Source organism: Methylorubrum salsuginis (genome assembly GCF_900114375.1).
Taxonomy (GTDB): domain Bacteria; phylum Pseudomonadota; class Alphaproteobacteria; order Rhizobiales; family Beijerinckiaceae; genus Methylobacterium; species Methylobacterium salsuginis.
The window spans coordinates 18,761-39,087 of sequence record NZ_FOSV01000026.1 but is presented as its reverse complement, the minus strand read 5'-3'; the positions used below and the strand labels follow the sequence as shown (position 1 = coordinate 39,087).

The 20,327-nt window shown below is 67.9% G+C and carries 14 protein-coding genes; 5 read left to right on the top strand and 9 right to left on the bottom strand.

Translation table 11 applies throughout. The annotated features are described in order from the left end of the window. Positions 1-47: 47 nt before the first annotated feature. The 3 genes from rplL (at position 48) to rpoC (ending at position 9,208) form a co-directional block, all read left to right on the top strand. Entirely contained in the window at positions 48-425 is a 378-nt protein-coding gene (gene rplL / locus BM140_RS21680) for a 50S ribosomal protein L7/L12 (RefSeq protein WP_091951029.1), read from the top strand. 275 nt (positions 426-700) lie between these two features. After that, positions 701-4,828, top strand: a complete 4,128-nt coding sequence (gene rpoB, locus BM140_RS21675; protein ID WP_091951027.1) for a DNA-directed RNA polymerase subunit beta — start codon at positions 701-703, stop codon at positions 4,826-4,828. Positions 4,829-4,990: 162 nt separating this feature from the next. Continuing rightward, a complete protein-coding gene (gene rpoC, locus BM140_RS21670; protein WP_091951025.1) occupies positions 4,991-9,208 on the top strand; it encodes a DNA-directed RNA polymerase subunit beta' in 4,218 nt (1,405 codons plus the stop codon). 141 nt (positions 9,209-9,349) lie between these two features. Here the strand turns inward: rpoC and BM140_RS21665 are convergent, their stop codons facing one another. Further along, positions 9,350-10,459 carry a polyamine ABC transporter substrate-binding protein gene (locus BM140_RS21665; protein WP_091951023.1) on the bottom strand — a complete coding sequence of 370 codons (1,110 nt, stop codon included), beginning with the start codon at positions 10,457-10,459 and terminating at the stop codon, positions 9,350-9,352. After that, positions 10,456-10,815 carry a RidA family protein gene (locus BM140_RS21660; protein ID WP_056237534.1) on the bottom strand — a complete coding sequence of 120 codons (360 nt, stop codon included), beginning with the start codon at positions 10,813-10,815 and terminating at the stop codon, positions 10,456-10,458. The genes BM140_RS21665 and BM140_RS21660 overlap by 4 nt, the downstream gene beginning before the upstream one ends. A gap of 231 nt (positions 10,816-11,046) precedes the next feature. Here BM140_RS21660 and BM140_RS21655 point away from each other — a divergent pair, with 231 nt between their 5' ends. Continuing rightward, a complete protein-coding gene (locus BM140_RS21655) occupies positions 11,047-11,316 on the top strand; it encodes a GlsB/YeaQ/YmgE family stress response membrane protein (protein WP_091951021.1) in 270 nt (89 codons plus the stop codon). A gap of 102 nt (positions 11,317-11,418) precedes the next feature. Here the strand turns inward: BM140_RS21655 and BM140_RS21650 are convergent, their stop codons facing one another. From BM140_RS21650 to rpsO, 4 genes are all read right to left on the bottom strand, one after another. After that, positions 11,419-11,652, bottom strand: a complete 234-nt coding sequence (locus BM140_RS21650; RefSeq protein WP_091951019.1) for a YgaP-like transmembrane domain — start codon at positions 11,650-11,652, stop codon at positions 11,419-11,421. Between the two features lie 88 nt (positions 11,653-11,740). After that, a complete protein-coding gene (locus tag BM140_RS21645; protein WP_091951017.1) occupies positions 11,741-12,379 on the bottom strand; it encodes a glutathione S-transferase family protein in 639 nt (212 codons plus the stop codon). 234 nt (positions 12,380-12,613) lie between these two features. Beyond that, positions 12,614-14,848 carry a polyribonucleotide nucleotidyltransferase gene (pnp, locus tag BM140_RS21640; protein WP_091951015.1) on the bottom strand — a complete coding sequence of 745 codons (2,235 nt, stop codon included), beginning with the start codon at positions 14,846-14,848 and terminating at the stop codon, positions 12,614-12,616. A gap of 200 nt (positions 14,849-15,048) precedes the next feature. Beyond that, positions 15,049-15,318: a 30S ribosomal protein S15 gene (gene rpsO, locus BM140_RS21635; RefSeq protein WP_091951075.1), complete on the bottom strand. Its 270-nt coding sequence runs from the start codon at positions 15,316-15,318 to the stop codon at positions 15,049-15,051. Positions 15,319-15,599: 281 nt separating this feature from the next. Here rpsO and BM140_RS21630 point away from each other — a divergent pair, with 281 nt between their 5' ends. Beyond that, positions 15,600-17,036, top strand: a complete 1,437-nt coding sequence (locus tag BM140_RS21630) for an amino acid permease (protein ID WP_091951013.1) — start codon at positions 15,600-15,602, stop codon at positions 17,034-17,036. A gap of 179 nt (positions 17,037-17,215) precedes the next feature. On the opposite strand, the gene BM140_RS21625 is transcribed toward BM140_RS21630, so the two are convergent. From BM140_RS21625 to BM140_RS21615, 3 genes are all read right to left on the bottom strand, one after another. After that, complete coding sequence (locus tag BM140_RS21625; RefSeq protein ID WP_091951011.1) at positions 17,216-18,025, bottom strand: exodeoxyribonuclease III; 810 nt, start codon at positions 18,023-18,025, stop codon at positions 17,216-17,218. Between the two features lie 71 nt (positions 18,026-18,096). Beyond that, positions 18,097-18,543 carry a BLUF domain-containing protein gene (locus BM140_RS21620; RefSeq protein WP_091951009.1) on the bottom strand — a complete coding sequence of 149 codons (447 nt, stop codon included), beginning with the start codon at positions 18,541-18,543 and terminating at the stop codon, positions 18,097-18,099. Positions 18,544-18,562: 19 nt separating this feature from the next. After that, entirely contained in the window at positions 18,563-20,197 is a 1,635-nt protein-coding gene (locus tag BM140_RS21615) for a putative bifunctional diguanylate cyclase/phosphodiesterase (protein WP_091951007.1), read from the bottom strand. Between the last annotated feature and the right edge of the window lie 130 nt (positions 20,198-20,327).

Here is a 20,327-nt window from a genome sequence, read left to right as displayed (position 1 = left end):
CTCGCAAAACCATCCGTTCGAACCGATATACCTGAAGGAATACGCACATGGCTGATCTCGCCAAGATCGTCGAGGACCTCTCCTCGCTGACCGTTCTCGAGGCCGCCGAGCTCGCCAAGCTCCTCGAGGAGAAGTGGGGCGTCTCCGCCGCTGCCGCCGTCGCCGTTGCCGGCCCGGCCGCTGGTGGCGCCGCTGCCCCGGCCGCCGAGGAGCAGACCGAGTTCACCGTCGTCCTGGCCTCGGCCGGCGACAAGAAGATCGAGGTCATCAAGGAGGTCCGCGCGATCACCGGCCTCGGCCTCAAGGAAGCCAAGGACCTCGTCGAGGGCGCGCCCAAGCCCGTCAAGGAAGGCGCGACCAAGGAAGAGGCCGAGAAGCTCAAGGCCCAGCTCGAGAAGGCCGGCGCCAAGGTCGAGCTCAAGTAAGTCCACGATGGGCCGCCTCCGGCCCATCACCGCACGGACGGTTCTTTCGAGCCTTCCGTGACCGGAGCCCGCGGGTGCCTCGCCCGCGGGCTAAGGTCGCTTCTGGCGCAAGCTGGAATTCAGGCGACCGGCGGACCCCGGATCAGGTCCGCAGCGAGGGCGGGAATTTTTGATACGGGGCAGGCGGTCCGGCGGGACGCGTCTGCCGGCCCGGCGCGGGAGGCGAGACGCCTTCCCCGGGCAACCAGGACGCGGGAATGGTGGAGCGAGGTCTCATGGCCAACACGCTGGTCGGTCGCAAGCGCATTCGCAAGTTCTTCGGCAAGATCCGGGAAGTCGCCGAGATGCCGAACCTCATCGAGGTTCAGAAGGCGTCCTACGACCAGTTCCTGATGGTGGACGAGCCGGAGGGCGGGCGCGGCGACGAGGGCCTGCAGAGCGTCTTCAAGTCGGTCTTCCCGATCTCCGACTTCGCCTCGACCGCTCTGCTCGAATTCGTCCGCTACACCTTCGAGCAGCCGAAATACGACGTCGACGAGTGCCGCCAGCGCGGCATCACCTTCGCGGCCCCGCTCAAGGTGACGCTGCGCCTGATCGTGTTCGACGTGGACCCGGATACCGGCGCCAAGTCCGTCAAGGACATCAAGGAGCAGGATGTCTACATGGGCGACATGCCGCTCATGACGGACAACGGCACCTTCATCGTCAACGGCACCGAGCGCGTCATCGTCTCGCAGATGCACCGCTCGCCGGGCGTGTTCTTCGACCACGACAAGGGCAAGACGCACTCTTCGGGCAAGCTGCTGTTCGCCGCCCGCATCATCCCGTATCGCGGCTCCTGGCTCGACGTCGAGTTCGACGCCAAGGACATCGTGCACGTGCGCATCGACCGCAAGCGCAAGCTGCCGGTCACCTCGCTGCTGTTCGCGCTGGGCCTCGACGGCGAGGAGATCCTCTCGACCTTCTACAACCGCGTGGAATACGTCCGCGACGGCGCCGACTGGCGCGTGCCGTTCGATGCCGAGCGGCTGAAGGGCTTCAAGGCCTCGGTCGATCTCATCGACGCCGATTCCGGCGAGGTGGTGCTGGAGGCCGGCAAGAAGCTCAACGCCCGCAACGCCCGCCTCATCGGCGAGAAGGGCACCAAGTTCCTCAAGGCGACCGACGAGGACCTCGTCGGGCAGTACATCGCCGAGGACCTCGTCAACATGAAGACGGGCGAGATCTGGGCCGAGGCCGGCGACGAGATCTCCGAGAAGCTGCTCAAGGCGCTCGACGATGTCGGCGTCACCGAGCTGCCGGTGCTCGACATCGACCACGTCAATGTCGGCCCCTACATCCGCAACACCCTGGCCGTGGACAAGAATTCCGGCCGCGAGGGCGCGCTGTTCGACATCTACCGGGTCATGCGCCCGGGCGAGCCGCCGACCCTCGACACGGCCGAGGCGATGTTCCACTCGCTGTTCTTCGACGCCGAGCGCTACGACCTCTCGGCGGTCGGCCGCGTGAAGATGAACATGCGCCTCGACCTCGACGCCGCCGACACCGTGCGCACGCTCCGCAAGGAGGACATGCTGGCGGTCGTCAAGGCGCTGGTGGACCTGCGCGACGGCAAGGGCGAGATCGACGACATCGATCACCTCGGCAACCGCCGCGTCCGCTCGGTCGGCGAGCTGATGGAGAACCAGTACCGCCTGGGCCTCCTGCGCATGGAGCGCGCCATCAAGGAGCGCATGTCGTCGGTCGATATCGACACGGTGATGCCGCAGGACCTGATCAACGCGAAGCCGGCCGCCGCGGCCGTGCGCGAGTTCTTCGGCTCGTCGCAGCTGTCGCAGTTCATGGACCAGACCAATCCGCTCTCCGAGGTGACGCACAAGCGCCGCCTGTCGGCGCTCGGCCCGGGCGGTCTGACCCGCGAGCGCGCCGGCTTCGAGGTGCGCGACGTGCACCCGACGCATTATGGCCGCATCTGCCCGATCGAGACGCCGGAAGGCCCGAACATCGGTCTGATCAACTCGCTCGCGACCTTCGCCCGCGTGAACAAGTACGGCTTCATCGAGACGCCGTTCCGCAAGGTGAAGGACGGCGTCGTCACCAACGAGGTGTCGTACCTCTCTGCGATGGAGGAGGCGAAGTACTACGTCGCCCAGGCCAACGCGCAGATGGACGCCGACAAGCGCCTCACCGAGGAACTCGTGGTCTGCCGCCGCGCCGGTGAAGTGATCGTCGTCGGCCCCGAGCGCGTCGATCTCATGGACGTGTCGCCCAAGCAGCTCGTCTCGGTCGCCGCGGCGCTGATCCCGTTCCTTGAGAACGACGACGCCAACCGCGCGCTGATGGGCTCGAACATGCAGCGCCAGGCGGTGCCGCTGGTTCGCGCCGATGCGCCCTTCGTCGGCACCGGCATGGAAGCCGTGGTCGCCCGCGATTCGGGTGCCGCCATCGCGGCGCGCCGCTCGGGCATCATCGATCAGGTGGACGCCACCCGTATCGTCATCCGCGCCAACGAGGAGACCGACCCGACCAAGCCCGGCGTCGACATCTACCGCCTGCAGAAGTTCCAGCGCTCCAACCAGTCGACCTGCATCACGCAGAAGCCGCTGGTGCGCGTCGGCGAGCAGGTGAAGAAGGGCGAGATCATCGCCGACGGTCCCTCGACCGAGTTCGGCGAGCTCGCGCTCGGCCGCAACGTGCTCGTCGCGTTCATGCCGTGGAACGGCTACAACTTCGAGGATTCGATCCTGCTCTCCGAGCGGATCGTGAAGGATGACGTGTTCACCTCGATCCACATCGAGGAATTCGAGGTGATGGCCCGCGACACCAAGCTGGGTCCGGAGGAGATCACCCGCGACATCCCGAACGTCTCGGAAGAGGCGCTCAAGAACCTCGACGAAGCCGGCATCGTCTATATCGGCGCCGAGGTCCACGCGGGCGACATCCTGGTCGGCAAGATCACGCCGAAGGGCGAGAGCCCGATGACGCCGGAGGAGAAGCTGCTCCGCGCCATCTTCGGCGAGAAGGCCTCGGACGTGCGCGACACCTCGCTGCGGGTGCCGCCGGGCGTCACCGGCACGATCGTCGAGGTGCGGGTGTTCAACCGCCACGGCGTCGACAAGGACGAGCGCGCCCAGGCCATCGAGCGCGAGGAGATCGAGCGTCTCGCCAAGGACCGCGACGACGAGCAGACCATCCTTGACCGCAACACCTATGCGCGTCTCGCCGACGTCCTGATCGGCCAGTCGCCGATCGCCGGCCCGAAGGGCTTCCGCAAGGACACCACCCTGACGCGGGAGATCATCAACGAGTATCCGCGCTCGCAATGGTGGCAGTTCGCCGTCGTCGAGGACCGTCTGATGACGGAAATCGAGGCGATGCAGAAGCAGTACGACGAGTCGAAGAAGCGCCTCGAGCAGCGCTTCCTCGACAAGGTCGAGAAGCTGCAGCGCGGCGACGAGCTGCCCCCCGGCGTCATGAAGATGGTCAAGGTCTTCGTGGCGGTGAAGCGCAAGATCCAGCCCGGCGACAAGATGGCCGGCCGCCACGGCAACAAGGGCGTGGTGTCGCGCATCGTGCCGATCGAGGACATGCCGTTCCTCGAGGACGGCACGCATGCCGACATCGTGCTCAACCCGCTCGGCGTGCCCTCGCGCATGAACGTCGGCCAGATCCTCGAGACCCACCTCGGCTGGGCGGCTGCGGGCTTAGGGCGCAAGGTGTCCAAGGCGGTCGATGCCTATCTGAAGACGCAGGACATCGGTCCGCTGAAGGAGGAGATGCAGGCGATCTACTCCCCGGCGGAGCTGGAAGGCCTGTCGGACGAGGATCTGGCGGAGGCCGGCAACAACGTGCGGCGCGGCGTGCCGATGGCGACCCCGGTGTTCAACGGCGCCAAGGAAGCCGACATCGAGACGATGCTGGAGATGGCCGGGCTCGACCGCTCGGCGCAGTCGACGCTCTACGACGGGCGCACCGGCGAGCCCTTCGACCGCAAGGTCACCATGGGCTACATCTACATGCTGAAGCTCCACCACCTCGTGGACGACAAGATCCACGCCCGCTCGATCGGCCCCTACTCGCTCGTCACTCAGCAGCCGCTGGGCGGCAAGGCGCAGTTCGGCGGCCAGCGCTTCGGCGAGATGGAGGTCTGGGCGCTGGAGGCCTACGGCGCGGCCTACACGCTGCAGGAGATGCTCACGGTGAAGTCGGACGACGTGGCCGGCCGCACCAAGGTCTATGAGGCGATCGTGCGCGGCGACGACACCTTCGAGGCGGGTATCCCCGAGTCGTTCAACGTGCTGGTCAAGGAGATGCGCTCGCTCGGCCTCAACGTCGAGCTCACCTCCTCGAAGCAGAACGCCAACAACGACCAGATCGAGCCGCCGGCCGAGGCGGCCGAGTAAGGCGAACGACACCTCCCGCGGCGGCGATGAGCCGCCGCGGTCGAGCCGGGAGGGGCAGGGCCTCCCAAGGACGGCCGGCGGTGCCCGCGAAGGCGCGGCGCATCAGAAGATTTCAGTCACGGCAGCCCAGGCGCGGGGCGTCGTGCGAGCAAGGAGCGGATCATGAACCAAGAGGTCATGAACCTTTTCAACCAGCAGGCTCAGCCGCAAAGCTTCGACCAGATCAAGATCTCGATCTCGTCGCCGGAAAAGATCCTCTCGTGGTCCTACGGTGAGATCAAGAAGCCCGAGACGATCAACTACCGCACCTTCAAGCCCGAGCGCGACGGCCTGTTCTGCGCGCGCATCTTCGGGCCGATCAAGGATTACGAGTGCTTGTGCGGCAAGTACAAGCGCATGAAGTACAAGGGCGTCATCTGCGAGAAGTGCGGCGTCGAGGTCACCCTCGCGCGCGTCCGGCGCGACCGCATGGGTCATATCGAGCTGGCCGCCCCCGTCGCCCACATCTGGTTCCTGAAGTCGCTGCCCTCCCGCATCGGCCTCCTGCTCGACATGGCCCTCAAGGACCTCGAGCGGATCCTCTACTTCGAGTCCTACGTCGTCATCGAGCCGGGCCTCACGCCCCTCAAGGAGCGTCAGCTCCTCTCGGAGGAAGAGTACCTGCGCGCGCAGGAGGAATACGGCGAGGACAGCTTCACGGCGATGATCGGCGCCGAGGCGATCCGGCGCATCCTGATGGAGCTCGATCTCGAGGGCATCGCGGCCTCGCTCAAGGAGGAGATCGCGACGACGACCTCCGAGCTGAAGCCCAAGAAGCTGATGAAGCGCCTCAAAATCATCGAGGCGTTCCAGATGTCGGGCAACCGGCCCGAGTGGATGATCCTGACGGTCGTGCCGGTGATCCCGCCGGACCTGCGCCCGCTGGTCCCGCTCGACGGCGGCCGCTTCGCCACCTCCGACCTCAACGACCTGTATCGCCGCGTCATCAACCGCAACAACCGCCTCAAGCGGCTGATCGAGCTGCGCGCGCCGGACATCATCATCCGCAACGAGAAGCGCATGCTTCAGGAAGCGGTCGATGCGCTGTTCGACAACGGTCGCCGCGGCCGCGTCATCACGGGTGCCAACAAGCGTCCGCTGAAGTCGCTCGCCGACATGCTGAAGGGCAAGCAGGGCCGCTTCCGCCAGAACCTGCTCGGCAAGCGCGTCGACTACTCGGGCCGCTCGGTCATCGTGGTCGGCCCGGAGCTGAAGCTGCACCAGTGCGGCCTGCCGAAGAAGATGGCCTTGGAGCTGTTCAAGCCGTTCATCTACGCGCGCCTCGACGCCAAGGGTTTCTCGGCCACCGTCAAGCAGGCCAAGAAGCTCGTGGAGAAGGAAAAGCCGGAGGTTTGGGACATCCTCGATGAGGTGATCCGCGAGCACCCGGTGATGCTGAACCGCGCGCCGACGCTCCACCGCCTCGGCATCCAGGCCTTCGAGCCGAAGCTGATCGAGGGCAAGGCGATCCAGCTGCACCCGCTGGTCTGCGCTGCGTTCAACGCCGACTTCGACGGCGACCAGATGGCCGTGCACGTGCCCCTGAGCCTCGAGGCTCAGTTGGAAGCGCGCGTCCTGATGATGTCGACCAACAACATCCTGCACCCGGCCAACGGTCAGCCGATCATCGTGCCGTCGCAGGACATCGTGCTCGGCCTCTACTACCTGTCGATCGTCGCCGACGGCGCGGTCGGCGCGCATATTCCCGACGACAAGACCAACCCGATGCAGGGCGTGTTCGGCGATATCGGTCAGCTCGAGCATGCGCTCGCGGCCAAGACCGTCTCGCTGCACTCCAAGATCAAGTGGCGCTGGCGCGGCCTCGGGCCGGACGGCGAGCCGGTCTCCCGCATCTACGACACCACGCCGGGCCGCGTGATCCTGTCCGGCGTGCTGCCGATGCACCCGAAGGTGCCCTTCGACGTCGTCAACAAGCTGATGACCAAGAAGGAAATCTCGGCGATGATCGACACCGTCTACCGCCATTGCGGTCAGAAGGAGTCGGTGATCTTCTGCGACCGCATCATGGCGCTCGGCTTCAGCCACGCCTTCCGCGCCGGCATCTCGTTCGGCAAGGACGACATGGTCGTGCCGGAGAACAAGTGGCAGATCGTGGACGACACCCGCACGCTGGTGAAGGACTACGAGCAGCAGTACAACGACGGCCTGATCACCCAGGGTGAGAAGTACAACAAGGTGGTCGATGCCTGGGCCAAGTGCTCGGACAAGCTCGCCGCCGAGATGATGGGCCGCATCTCCGCCGTCCGTAAGGACGAGAAGGGCGCGGACAAGCAGGTCAACTCGATCTACATGATGAGCCACTCGGGCGCCCGTGGCTCGCCCGCGCAGATGAAGCAGCTCGCGGCGATGCGCGGCCTCATGGCCAAGCCCTCGGGCGAGATCATCGAGACCCCGATCATCTCGAACTTCAAGGAAGGCCTCGACGTTCTCGAGTACTTCAACTCCACCCACGGCGCCCGCAAGGGCCTCGCGGACACGGCGCTGAAGACCGCGAACTCGGGTTACCTCACCCGCCGCCTCGTGGACGTGGCGCAGGACGCCGTCATCCGCGAAGTCGATTGCGGCACCACCAACGGCATCAAGATGCGCGCCATCATCGATGCCGGCCAGGTCGTCGCCCCCCTCGCCATCCGCATCCTGGGCCGCGCCACGGCCGAGGATCTGATCGCGCAGGACGGCAGCGTCATCGTCAAGACGAACGAGACGATCGAGGAGAAGCACCTGCCGGCCATCGCCGCCGCGGGCATCCAGGAGGTGAAGATCCGCTCGGTGCTGGTCTGCCAGACCAAGAGCGGCGTCTGCGCCACCTGCTACGGGCGCGATCTCGCCCGCGGCACGCCCGTCAACATGGGCGAGGCCGTCGGCGTCATCGCGGCGCAGTCGATCGGCGAGCCGGGCACCCAGCTCACCATGCGCACCTTCCACATCGGCGGCGCGGCGCAGATCGCGGATTCGTCCTTCGTCGAATCGAGCTTCGAGGGCACGATCAAGATCCGCAACCGGGCGCTCGCCAAGAACTCGGACGGCGACCTCATCGCCACCGGCCGCTCGGTCGCGGTAGTGATCGTCGGCCCCGACGGCGCCGAGCGGGCGGTCCACCGCCTGCAATACGGCGCCAAGGTGCGGGTCGACGAGGGCGACACGATCAAGCGCGGCCAGCGGATCGCCGAATGGGATCCCTACACCCGTCCGATCGTGGCCGAGGTGGACGGCATCGTCGGCTACGAGGATCTCTACGATGGCCAGTCCATCACCGAGACCACCGACGAGTCGACCGGTATCGCCAAGCGCGTGGTCATCGACTGGCGCGGTTCCTCGCGCACGTCCGACCTCAAGCCGGCGATGCTCGTGCTCGACCGCGACGGCAAGCCGATCAAGCTGCCGCGCGGCTCGGATGCCCGCTACTTCCTGCCCGTCGATGCCATCATCGGCCTCGATCCCGGCGCGAAGGTGAAGGCTGGCGACGTGCTCGCCCGCGTCTCGACCGACTCGGCCAAGACCCGCGACATCACCGGCGGTCTGCCGCGGGTGGCGGAGCTGTTCGAGGCGCGTCGCCCGAAGGATGCGGCGATCATCGCCGAAAAGTCCGGCTCGATCGCCTTCGGCCGCGACTACAAGAACAAGCGCCGGCTCACGCTGACGCCGCATGACGGATCCGATCCGGTCGAGTACCTGATCCCGAAGGGCAAGCACATCCACCTTCAGGACGGGGACGTGGTCGAGCTCGGCGACTACATCGTCGACGGCAACCCGGCGCCGCACGACATCCTGGCGATCAAGGGCGTGGAGGAGCTCGCCGCTTACCTCGTCAACGAGATCCAGGAGGTCTACCGACTGCAGGGCGTGTCGATCAACGACAAGCACATCGAGGTGATCGTTCGCCAGATGCTGCAGAAGGTCGAGATCACCGACGGCGGCGATTCGGACATCCTCACGGGCGACCAGATCGACCGCACGGAACTGGCCGACTTCAACGAGAAGCTGCTCGCCGAGGGCAAGAAGCCGATCCAGGGCGTGCCCGTCCTGCTCGGCATCACCAAGGCGTCGCTGCAGACGAAGTCGTTCATCTCGGCGGCCTCGTTCCAGGAGACCACCCGCGTCCTCACCGAGGCGGCGGTCAACGGCAAGGTCGACACCCTGGAAGGCCTCAAGGAGAACGTCATCGTCGGCTCGCTCATCCCGGCCGGCACCGGCTCGCTCGCGGCGGACATCCGCTCCATCGCGCGCCGCCGCGACAGCCTGATCCTGCAGCAGCGCTCCTCCGAGAACGCGGCCAACGCCGCCGAACTCAGCGAACTGCCCCCGGCGGCGGCCGAGTAATCGGCCGCTCCTTCGGGAGGATCGAACCTAACGAAAAGGCCCCGGCTCGTGAGAGCCGGGGCCTTTTCGTTGGCCGGGGGTCTGCCCCAGCGCCCCGCCAAAGGGATGATATCCTTTGGGAACCCCGTCACGAGGAGGGGCTCAGCGCCCCGTCCGCACCCGCGTCCACGCCCGCGTGACGAAGCGCTGCGTCGTGTCGTTCCAGGCGGTGTTGGTGGAGAGCCGCTGCATCGTCGCCTCGTCCGGATAGATGCCGGGGTCCTTCAGGATCTCCGGCTTCACGAACTTCTGCGAGGGCAGGTTGCCGTTGGCGTAGGACACGAAGTTGGTGTTGGCCGCCGCCACCTCGGGCCGCATCATGTAGTCGATGAAGGCATAGGCCTCCGTAGGATGGGCCGCATCCTTCGGGATCGCGAAGGTATCGAACCACATCTGCGTGCCCTCCTTCGGGATGAAGTAGGCGATCTCGACGCCGTTCTTCGATTCCTCGGCCCGCTTCTTGGCTTGCAGCACGTCGCCCGAATAGCCGACCGCGAGGCACAGATCGCCGTTGGCGAGCCCGTTGATGTATTCGGACGAATGGAACTTCCGAACGGCGCCGCGAACCTTGTAGAGGGCGTCGGTCACCGTGGTGATGTCGTCCCAGCGCTTGGAATCGACCTTGTAGCCGTAGAACGGCAGGATCGACGGGATCAGGTCCTCGGGCGAATCGAGGAGCATGACGCCGCAATCCTTCAGCTTGGCCATCGTGCTCGGATTGAGCACGACGCTCCAGCTGTTGAGAGGGACGTTGGGGCCGAGCCGCTCGCGCACGGCCGCGACGTTCACGCCCAGCCCGGTCGTGCCCCACATGTAATCGACCGCGAAGGTGTTGCCGGGGTCGTAGGCCTGGAGCCGGTTGGCGATCTCCGGCCACACGTTCTTCAGGTTCGGGATCTTGGTCTTGTCGAGCGGCAGGAACACGCCCGCCTTGATCAGCCGCTGGAGGAAGGGACCGGACGGCACCACCACGTCGTAGCCGGACTTGCCGGCGAGCAGCTTGGTCTCCAGCACCTCGTTGTTGTCGTAGGTGTCGTAGACGACCTTGATGCCAGTCTCCCTGGTGAAGTCCTCCAGCACCTTCGGGTCGATATAGTCCGACCAGTTGTAGATGTTGACGACGCGCTCCTCCGCCCGCGCGCCGCCGGCAACGAGGAGGGGGAGGGCGGCGAGAGCGGCCGAAAGCCCTCGCAGGAGGCTCCGCCGGATCACGGCTCGCCCCGCGCGGCCACCACCACGATCTCGACGAGATATTCGGGGGCGGCGAGCTTCGCCTCGACGGTGGCACGCGCCGGCGGGTTCTCGCGATCGACCCAGGCGTCCCAGGCGGCGTTCATCTCGGCGAAAGTGGCGATGTCGGCGAGATAGATCGTGGTCGAGAGGATGCGGGACTTGTGGCTGCCGGCCTGCGCCAGCAGCCGGTCGATCTGTTCCAGCACGGCTTGCGTCTGAACGGTGACGCCGTTGCCGACCGGGTCGGCGGCCACTTGGCCCGCCAGGAACACCAGCCCGCCATGGGCGGCGCCTTGGCACATGCGGGGTCCGGTCTCGTAGCGCTCGATGGTCATGATGTCGGCGATGGCCTCTGGTCGGCGAAAATGCCCGGCCCCTTCTGCCGCCGGGAGCGGTTCCGCGTAAAGGCCTCGCGATTTTTGCTGCACCGCGCAGCGTCCGAGGCAACCGCCCGCTCCGCTCGCGCGTTTGTCAACCGACAACGGCCAAGGCTGATGCCGGGCTAGGCCGCCCGGCCTCGTCCAATCCTCGATTCGGCAAGCGTTCCAGGCTTTTAGAGGTCGCACATGAGCATTCTCTGGACCATCATCATCGGCTTCGTCGCCGGCGTGATCGCGAAGTTCATCATGCCGGGCAACCGGTTCGAGCCGACCGGCTTCATCATGACGACGATCCTCGGCATCGTCGGCGCCGTCCTGGCGACCTTCATCGGTCAGGCGGTCGGCTGGTACGGCCCGAACGAAGGCGCCCGCTTCATCGGGTCCATCGTCGGCGCCTGCGTGGTGCTCGCGATCTACGGCTTCATCGCCAGCCGCACCAGCAGCCGGACCTACTGAGGCGATCCCGGCTCCGCCCTGCGGCGGAGCCGAACGATCCGGACAAGAAAAAGGGGCGCCCCGCGAGGAGCGCCCCTTTCTCGTTACGTGCTTCAGACCAACTCAGGCGAGGCGGTCGTGATCGCCGTGGGTGAGCGATTTGACGGCGCAGTGGCCGGTGGCGCCGCGCACGGCGAGGCCGACGCCGACCACGAGGGCGGCCAGCGACAACCACTTGTTCGGCCGGGGCTGGGCGGCCGCCGCCGCAATGCCGAGCCCGAGCGCCACGGACACCGCCCGCTCGGTCATGCTCAGGTTCGGCGTGCCGCTGAAGATGTCTTCGATCATCTCGTTCATGGTTCTATCCGCGTCCTCGTTGGGTCAGGATTCGCGGGGCGAACGCGGCGCAGGCGCGGGCGTTCCTGCAAGGCTGCCAACAATGCAGCTATGACGCGGCCTGCTGGGCGAGCAGGCCGTCGTCGATCTCCCGCGCCCGCACCGCCGCGGGTCGCGCGGCGTGGCGGTCGGCATAGGCCTCGAAGGCCGGGCGCCGCGGGATCGTGCCGAACTGCATGCCCCAGCCGAGATGGGCGGCGAGATACAGGTCGGCGGCGCTGAAGCGCTCCCCCGCGATGAACTCCCGGCCCGAGACCGCACCTTCGAGGGTGTCGAGCACCGCCTCCAGGCTGCCGTAGCCGACCATGCCGCGCTTGCGGGGATCGTCCGGCACGGTCACGCCGAGAACCGTGTTGGTGACCGCCGCCTCGACCGGGCCGGCACAGAAGAACAGCCAGCGGTAATAATCACCCCGGGCCCGTGCCGCCGGCTCCGGCGCGAGCCCAGCCTCGGGGAAGGCGTCGGCGAGATAGGTCAGGATCGCCGCGCACTCGGTCACCACCGTCGCGCCGTGGGTCAGCGCGGGCACCTTCCCCATCGGATTGATCGCCCGGTAGGCCTCCGCCTTCATCGCCGGGCCGAAGCCGACGAGTTCCGTGCGGTAGGGCCGCCCCACCTCCTCCAGCATCCACCGCACGATCCGGCCGCGGGACATCGGCGAGGTGTAGAAGACGAGGTCGTCGGCCATGGCGCGCTCCTGCGAGAAAGGGAGGTTCTTCTACCGACCCGCCTGGGCGCGCGGAAGCGGTCGCCGTTCGGCGCACCGGCCTCGCGCGGCCGGATCGAGCACAGCCGCAAGTCCAAGCTTCGGCCGCTGTTACAGGCGCTGCGGCTTCGACGGGGCGCCCGCTCGAACGACAAAGGCGCGGCCCCTTTCGGGACCGCGCCTTTCACTGTCGTCGGATGATCCGAGGGAGGAGGCTTACTCGCCCGCCTCGCGGCGGCGCTCGCCGCGGTCGCGGCGGGGGCCGCGGTCGCCGCGATCACCCCGGTCGGAGCGCTCCTCGCGCTCCGGCTCGCCGCGCTCCGCGCGCTCGGCCTTGAGCCGCTCGGTGATGTCCTCGCCGGTCTCCTGATCGACGACCTTCATCGACAGGCGGATCTTGCCGCGCTCGTCGGCGCCCAGGAACTTCACCTTGACCTTCTGGCCTTCCTTGACGACGTCGCCGACCTTGGCGACGCGCTGCGGGGCCAGCTCCGAGATGTGGACGAGGCCGTCCTTGGCGCCGAAGAAGTTCACGAAGGCGCCGAACTCCATGATCTTGACGATCGTGCCGTCGTAGATCGTGCCGGCCTCCGGCTCGGCGACGATGGAGCGGATCCAGTTGTAGGCCGCCTTGATCGCCTTGCCGTCGGACGAGGCGATCTTGACGATGCCGGTGTCCTCAATGTTGATCTTGGCGCCGGTCTTCTCGACGATTTCGCGGATGATCTTGCCGCCGGTGCCGATCACGTCGCGGATCTTGTCGGTGGGGATCTGCATCGTCTCGATGCGCGGCGCGTACTCGCCGAGCTCCGGACGGGCCGCGGTCAGGGCGTTCGCCATCTCACCGAGGATGTGGGCGCGACCGTCCTTCGCCTGGGCGAGGGCGATCTTCATGATCTCCTCGGTGATGCCGGCGATCTTGATGTCCATCTGGAGCGAGGTGATGCCCTCGTCCGTGCCGGCCACCTTGAAGTCCATGTCGCCGAGGTGATCCTCGTCGCCGAGGATGTCGGACAGCACCGCGAAGCGCTCACCCTCGAGGATGAGGCCCATGGCGATGCCGGCGACCGGACGGCGCAGGGGCACGCCCGCATCCATCAGCGACAGCGATCCGCCGCAGACCGAGGCCATCGACGACGAGCCGTTCGACTCGGTGATCTCGGACACGACGCGGATCGTGTACGGGAATTCGTGGGCCGGCGGCAGAACCGGACGGATCGCGCGCCAGGCGAGCTTGCCGTGGCCGATCTCGCGGCGGCCGGGCGAGCCCATGCGGCCGGTCTCGCCGACGGAATAGGGAGGGAAGTTGTAGTGGAGCAGGAAGCGCTCCTTGTAGGTCCCTTCCAGCGCGTCGATGAACTGCTCGTCCTCGCCGGTGCCGAGGGTGGCGACCACGAGGGCCTGGGTCTCGCCGCGGGTGAACATCGCCGAGCCATGGGCGCGCGGAAGCACGCCGACCTCGGAGACGATCGAGCGGACGGTCTTCACGTCGCGGCCGTCGATGCGCGAGCCGGTGTCGAGGATGTTCCAGCGGACCACCTTCGACTGGGCCTCCTTGAAGGCGGCCTTGACCTTCTCAGGCGAGAACTTCTGCTCACCCTCGGCCGGGCAGAGCGCGGCGACGACCTTCGCCTTCACCGCGTCGACGGCCTTGTAGCGGTCCTGCTTGACCGTGATCTTGTAGGCGTCGCGCAGCTCCGTCTCGGCGATGTCGAGCACCGCCTTCTCGACATCGGCGTTCTCCGGCGGGGAGAAGTCGCGCGGCTCCTTGGCGGCCTTCTCGGCGAGACGGATGATCGCCTCGATGACCGGCTGGAAGTGCTTGTGGCCGAACATCACGGCCCCGAGCATCACGTCCTCGGAGAGCTCCTTGGCCTCCGACTCGACCATCAGGACGGCGTCCTGGGTGCCGGCGACGACGAGGTCGAGGGTCGATTCGGCGACCTCGGTCACCAGCGGGTTCAGCTTGTAGCCGCCGTTGAGGTAGCCGACGCGGGCGGCGCCGATCGGGCCCATGAACGGCACGCCGGAGATGGTGAGCGCGGCGGACGCCGCGACCATGGCGACCACGTCCGGATCGTTCTCGAGATCGTGGGAGAGGACGGTGACGACGACCTGGGTGTCGTTGCGCCAACCCTCGACGAAGAGCGGGCGGATCGGCCGGTCGATCAGGCGGGAGACCAGCGTCTCCTTCTCGGAGGGACGGCCCTCGCGCTTGAAGTAGCCGCCCGGAATGCGGCCGGCGGCATAGGCGCGCTCCTGGTAGTTGACCGTGAGCGGCATGAAATCGATGCCGGCCTTGGGCTCCTTGGCGGCGACCACGGTCGCCAGCACAGTGGTCTCGCCGTAGGTGGCGACCACGGCGCCGTCGGCCTGCCGGGCGGTCTTGCCGGTTTCCAGAACGAGCTTGCGGTCGCCCCAGATCAGCTCTTCGCGTTGTACGTCGAACATTCTTGTCTTCCTGCCTTCATGCGTGCGGGGCTGGCCCGGTGCCGCCAGAGGCAAGACGGCGAGACGCTTCCGTTCAGAAAGAAGCGTCTCGCGATCCTGCCCCGGCGCCTCGCGCCTCGAAGCCGCCCTGGCGGACCGGCCGAGCCCCATGCCCGGACGATCCATAGTGAAACGCGGTCCCGAGGGACCGCGCGGAGGGTTTAGCGGCGGATGCCGAGGCGCTCGATCAGAGAGCGGTAGCGGCTCTCTTCCTTGCGCTTGAGGTAGTCGAGCAGCGAGCGACGCTGCGAGACCAGCTTCAGGAGGCCGCGGCGGGAATGGTTGTCCTTGCCGTGGGTCTTGAAGTGGGCGGTCAGGTTGGTGATCCGCTCGGTGAGCAGCGCGATCTGGACCTCCGGCGAACCGGTGTCCTTGCCGCCCTGCGCGTATTCCTTGATGAGCGCGGTCTTGCGCTCGGCCGTGATCGACATCGGCTTGCCTTTCAGATGGGGTTTGGTCGGGAGCGCCGCCCGCAACGGGGTTTTTTGGCGCTCGAAAGCTCGCGGTCGGGCCGGTGCCGGGATGTCGTCCAGCACGGTCAGCCGCAAGCGGCACAAGCCCCGCCCGTCAGCCGGGTCGAGGCGGGCGGACCATACACGAAACCGCGGGAAGCGCCAGGGGTGGGCGGCGCTCACAAAAGAGCGGGACCTGTCCCGCGCCGGATGCAGCCTGTCGCGGAATTTGCTTGGTGTCGGCAGAAATCGAGGACTGCATGACCGACACCTCCTTGAATGCGGGCGAACGTGTCGCCGAGGCCCCGAGGGCCGAGCCGGACCTCGCCAGAACTCTTTCTGCGCTCAGCCTGATCTGCATCGGCATCGGCTCCACGGTCGGGGCCGGCATCTTCGTGCTGACCGGCACGGCGGCCGCGCATTACGCCGGGCCCGGCCTGATGCTGTCCTTCGTGCTCGGTGGGATCGCGAGCGGGCTGGTCGGGCTCTGCTACGCAGAGCTCGCCGCGACGATGCCAGTGGCGGGGTCGAGCTATTCCTATGCGCGCGTCACCTTCGGGGCGCTGGCGGCCTGGATCGTCGGCTGGGACCTCGTGCTCGAATTCGCGCTCGCCGCCGCCACGATCGCGGTCGGCTGGTCGGGCTACGCCCAGAGCCTGATGGCGGATGCGGGGTGGAAGCTCCCCGCGGCGCTCGCGGCCGCGCCGGGGGAGGGCGGGGTCGTCAACCTGCCCGCGGCCGGAATCGTGCTGGCGCTCACCGTCCTGTTGATCGCGGGCAACCGCGGGGCGTCGCGGGTCAACGCGATGCTCGTCGCGCTGAAGGTCGCGATCATCCTGGCCTTCGTCGGAATCGGCGTAGGCCATCTCCGGCCCGAACTCTGGTCGCCGCTGGTGCCGCCGAACGAGGGCACGTTCGGCGCCTTCGGCTGGAGCGGGATTTTCCGCGGGGCCGGCGTCGTGTTCTTCGCCTATGTCGGCTTCGAGACCATCGCCACCGCGGCGGGCGAGACCCGCAATCCGCAGCGCGACGCGCCCATCGGCATCATCGGGGCGCTGATCGTCACGAGCCTGCTCTACATCGCGGTCGCGGGGGTGCTGACCGGGCTCGTGCCCTACCGGGACCTCGCCGTGCCGGACCCGATCGCCAAGGCGATCGACGCCACCGGGCTCACCGGCTTCGCGCTCGCCATCAAGGTCGGGGCGCTGCTCGGGCTCACCACCGCGACGCTCACCGCCCTCTACGGGCAGGCCCGCATCTTCTACGCCATGGCCCGCGACCGGATGCTGCCGGATTTTTTTGCGAGTGTGCATCCGCGATGGCAGACGCCGTGGGCGTCGCAAGCGCTGATCGGGATCGCGACCGCGCTGGTGGCGGCCCTGTTGCCGATCGACGTGCTCGGCGAACTCGTCAGCATCGGCACGCTGCTGGCCTTCATCCTCGTCTGCGCCAGCGTGCTGATCCTGCGCCACACCAAGCCGGAGCGGGTGCGCCCGTTCCGGGTGCCGGGCGGGCCGATCGTGCCGGTGCTCGGCATCCTCGCCTGCCTCGCGCTGATGGCGAGCCTGCCGGGCGACACCTGGCTGCGGCTAGCCCTCTGGCTCGCCGTGGGGCTGGCGATCTGGTTCGGCTACGGCCGTCGTCGAAATCGAAACGGCCCGGATCGGGCGATCCGGGCCGGAGACGGCGATCAGTAGGAGCGGTGGGACGGACCGACGTGGCGGCCCCCGCCGTAGCGACGGCGGACCCAGGAAATGGCCTTGGGCAGCAGGAACACGACGAGGATCTGGCGCAGGATGCCACGCATGCGGGGCTTGTCTCCGTTTGGACTGTTGGGTTGAAAGTCCAATGCCGAAGGGGGCCCCTGCGTTCCGCCTCACAGCTCCAGGGTCAGCGTCACCGGGGCATGGTCGGACGGCTTGTCCCAGCCGCGCGCCGCGCGAAACACCTCGACCTTGCGCACCGTGCCGGCGAGATCGGGCGAGACCCAGACGTGGTCGAGGCGCCTTCCCTTGTTGGCCGCGGCCCAATCGGGCGAGCGGTAGCTCCACCACGTGTAGATCTTTTCCGGCTCCGGGGTGAGGAGGCGGGCCGCATCGATCCAGCCGGCCTCGCCCCGCAGCGTCTCCAGCGCCTCGGTCTCGACGGGGGTGTGGCTCACCACGTCGAGCAGCTGCTTGTGCGACCAGACATCGTGCTCCAGCGGCGCGACGTTGAGGTCGCCGACGAGGATCGCCGGGCCGGCGACGCGGCGCCCGCCCCAGGCGCGCAGTTCGGCCAAGAAGTCGAGCTTGTGCGCGAATTTCGGGTTCAGCTCGCGATGGGGCACGTCGCCCCCGGCCGGAACGTAGAAATCGTGCAGCACGAGGCCGGCGGCCTGGCCCGCCTCGGGCCCGAGCGCCGCGCAGATGTGGCGGGCATCCGGCTTGCCGCAGAAGCTCATGACCTCGCGGGTCAGGAGCGGGAAACGCGAGAGGATGGCGACGCCGTTATAGCCCTTCTGGCCGGCGTAGACGACGTTCTCGTAGCCCGTTCCCTCGAAGGCTTTCAGCGGAAACAGCTCGTCCGGGCACTTGGTCTCCTGCAGGCACAGCACATCGGGCCGCACCTCGCGCAGGAAGCGCAGCACGGACTCGATGCGCAGCCGCACCGAGTTGATGTTCCAGGTCGTGACGGTGAGGCGCACGGGGACAGCCTGAGGAGCGGTGGCGATCCGCTCCGATAGCCGAGGCCGCAGGAATCGGGAACCGCCGGGCTTCAGGCCGCCGCCGCGGCTTCCTCCTCCAGGGCGAGGCCGTGCAGCACGGCGCAGAGGCGGTCGCCGGTCATGCGGGCGATGTCGAAGCCGCTGGAATCGGCGAGGTCGCCGTAGCGGGCGACCTCGGCCTGGCTCGCGCCGACATAGGCCATCGACCAGTCGGTGAAGAGACGGTTCTCGACCACGTCGTAGGCGAGCAGCGCGACGTCGCCGTGGCGCTCGTCCTGCTGGATACGCTCGAAAGTCGCCTCCACCGCCGAGGTCGGGCCTTCCAGCACCTGCGCGAAGCAGCCGGCATTGAACATCAGCGCGCCGGTGACGCCGACGCGGGCGTTGTTGACGCGGCTCGTCTCGAGGATGCCGCGGATCGTGCCGTCCACGGCCTCGGGCGCGCCCGCGGTGCGGTTGCGGCTGTAATAGACGAGACGGCGCAGATCGTCGGTCATGAGGGCCTCGCGGGGCGGGTCAGGTCAGGAGGGCGGCGGCTTGGTCGGCGGGCATCGGGCGGCCGGTGAGGTAGCCCTGGACTTCCGAGCAGCCCTCGGCCCGGATCGCGTCGAGCTGGTCGGCGGTCTCGACCCCTTCGGCGGTGGTGCGCATGCCCAGGCTGGCGCCGAGGCGGGCGATGGCCCGCACGATCGCCCCGCACTCGGCGCTGCCGGCCATGCCGCGCACGAAGGACTGGTCGATCTTGATCTTGTCGAAGGGGAATTTCTGCAGGTAGCTCAAGGACGAGTAGCCGGTGCCGAAATCGTCCATCGAGATCCGCACGCCGAGCCCGCGCAAGCCGTTCAGCACGGTGAGCACGCCGTCGGTGTCGTCGAGGAGGGCGCCTTCGGTGATCTCGAGTTCGAGGCGGGCGGGATCGAGGCCGGTCTGGGCCAGAGCCAGCGTCACCGTCTCGACGAGCTTGCCGCCGCGGAACTGGACCGGCGACAGGTTGACGGCGATCGAGGCCGGCTGCGCCCAGGACGCCGCCTCGCGGCAGGCGGTGCGCAGGGCCCACTCGCCGATGCCGACGATCACGCCGATTTCCTCCGCCAGCGGGATGAAGGTCGCGGGCGAGATCGGGCCGCGCTCGGGATGGTGCCAGCGCAGCAGCGCCTCGAAGCCGGACACCGTGCCGGTCTCCAGGCTGACCTGCGGCTGGAAGGCGAGGCTGAACTGCTTCAGCGCCAGCGCCCGGCGCAGGTCGATCTCCAGACTGCGGCGGGCCTGCACTGCGGCGTTCATCGCCGGCTCGAAGAAGCGGTAGGTGGCTCGCCCATCGGCCTTGGCGCGGTAGAGCGCGAGGTCGGCGTGTTTCATCAGGTCGTCCGCGCCGCGCCCATCGGCGGGATAGAGGGCGATGCCGACGCTCGCGCCGACATTGAGCATCTGGCCGTCGAGCACGTAGGTGCGCCCGACGAGTTCGACGAGGCGGGCGGCCAGCGCCTCGGCCGCTCGCAGGGCGTCGGCCCCGGCCCGGCCGATCTGGAGAATCGCGAACTCGTCGCCGCCGAGGCGGGCGATCACATCCTCCTGGCGGGCGGCGTTGCGCAGGCGCTCGGCGACCTTGCGCAGCAGGGCGTCGCCGGCCGGATGGCCCAGCGTGTCGTTGACGGCCTTGAACCGGTCGAGGTCGAGCAGCAGCACGGCGAGCGGCGCGCCGGCCCGCTCCGCCTCGGTGAGGGCGGCGCCCAGCCGCTCGTGCAGCTCGGCCCGGTTGCACAAGCCGGTCAGCGGCTCCAGCCGGGCGAGCGCCGCACTGCGCACATGCTCGGTCACGTCGTCGAAGGTCAGTGCGAAGCCGCCGCTGGAGAGAGGCGCGAGCGCCGCCTCGACGAGGCGCCCGTCCGCGAAGGCGAGGCGCTCCCGGGCCGGGCGGCCGGCGCGAAGGGCGTCGTCCAGGGCACGGGGCTTGACCGCCCCTTGGGACATGAGCAGCGCGGCGAGGACGGGCCCGGCCGAGGCAGCGCCCGCGAACAGGGACGCGGCCCGCACGTTGGCGAAGGTCACGGTCCCGCCCGCGTCGAGCAGAAGCAGCGGCGTCGCCATCTCGGCCAGCGCCGCCCCGACGGGATCGAGGGGAGGGACCGGCGCGGCGGAAGGGACGGGCATAGGGCCGGCTCGCGTCTCGAATGACGCCGCCCTCAGCGGCGACGCTTCATTGAGCGGCCGAGACTTGAAGAGAATCTTAAGCTAGACCACCAGACCGAGCGTATTCCTAGAGGAATGCGGCCCTCCCACC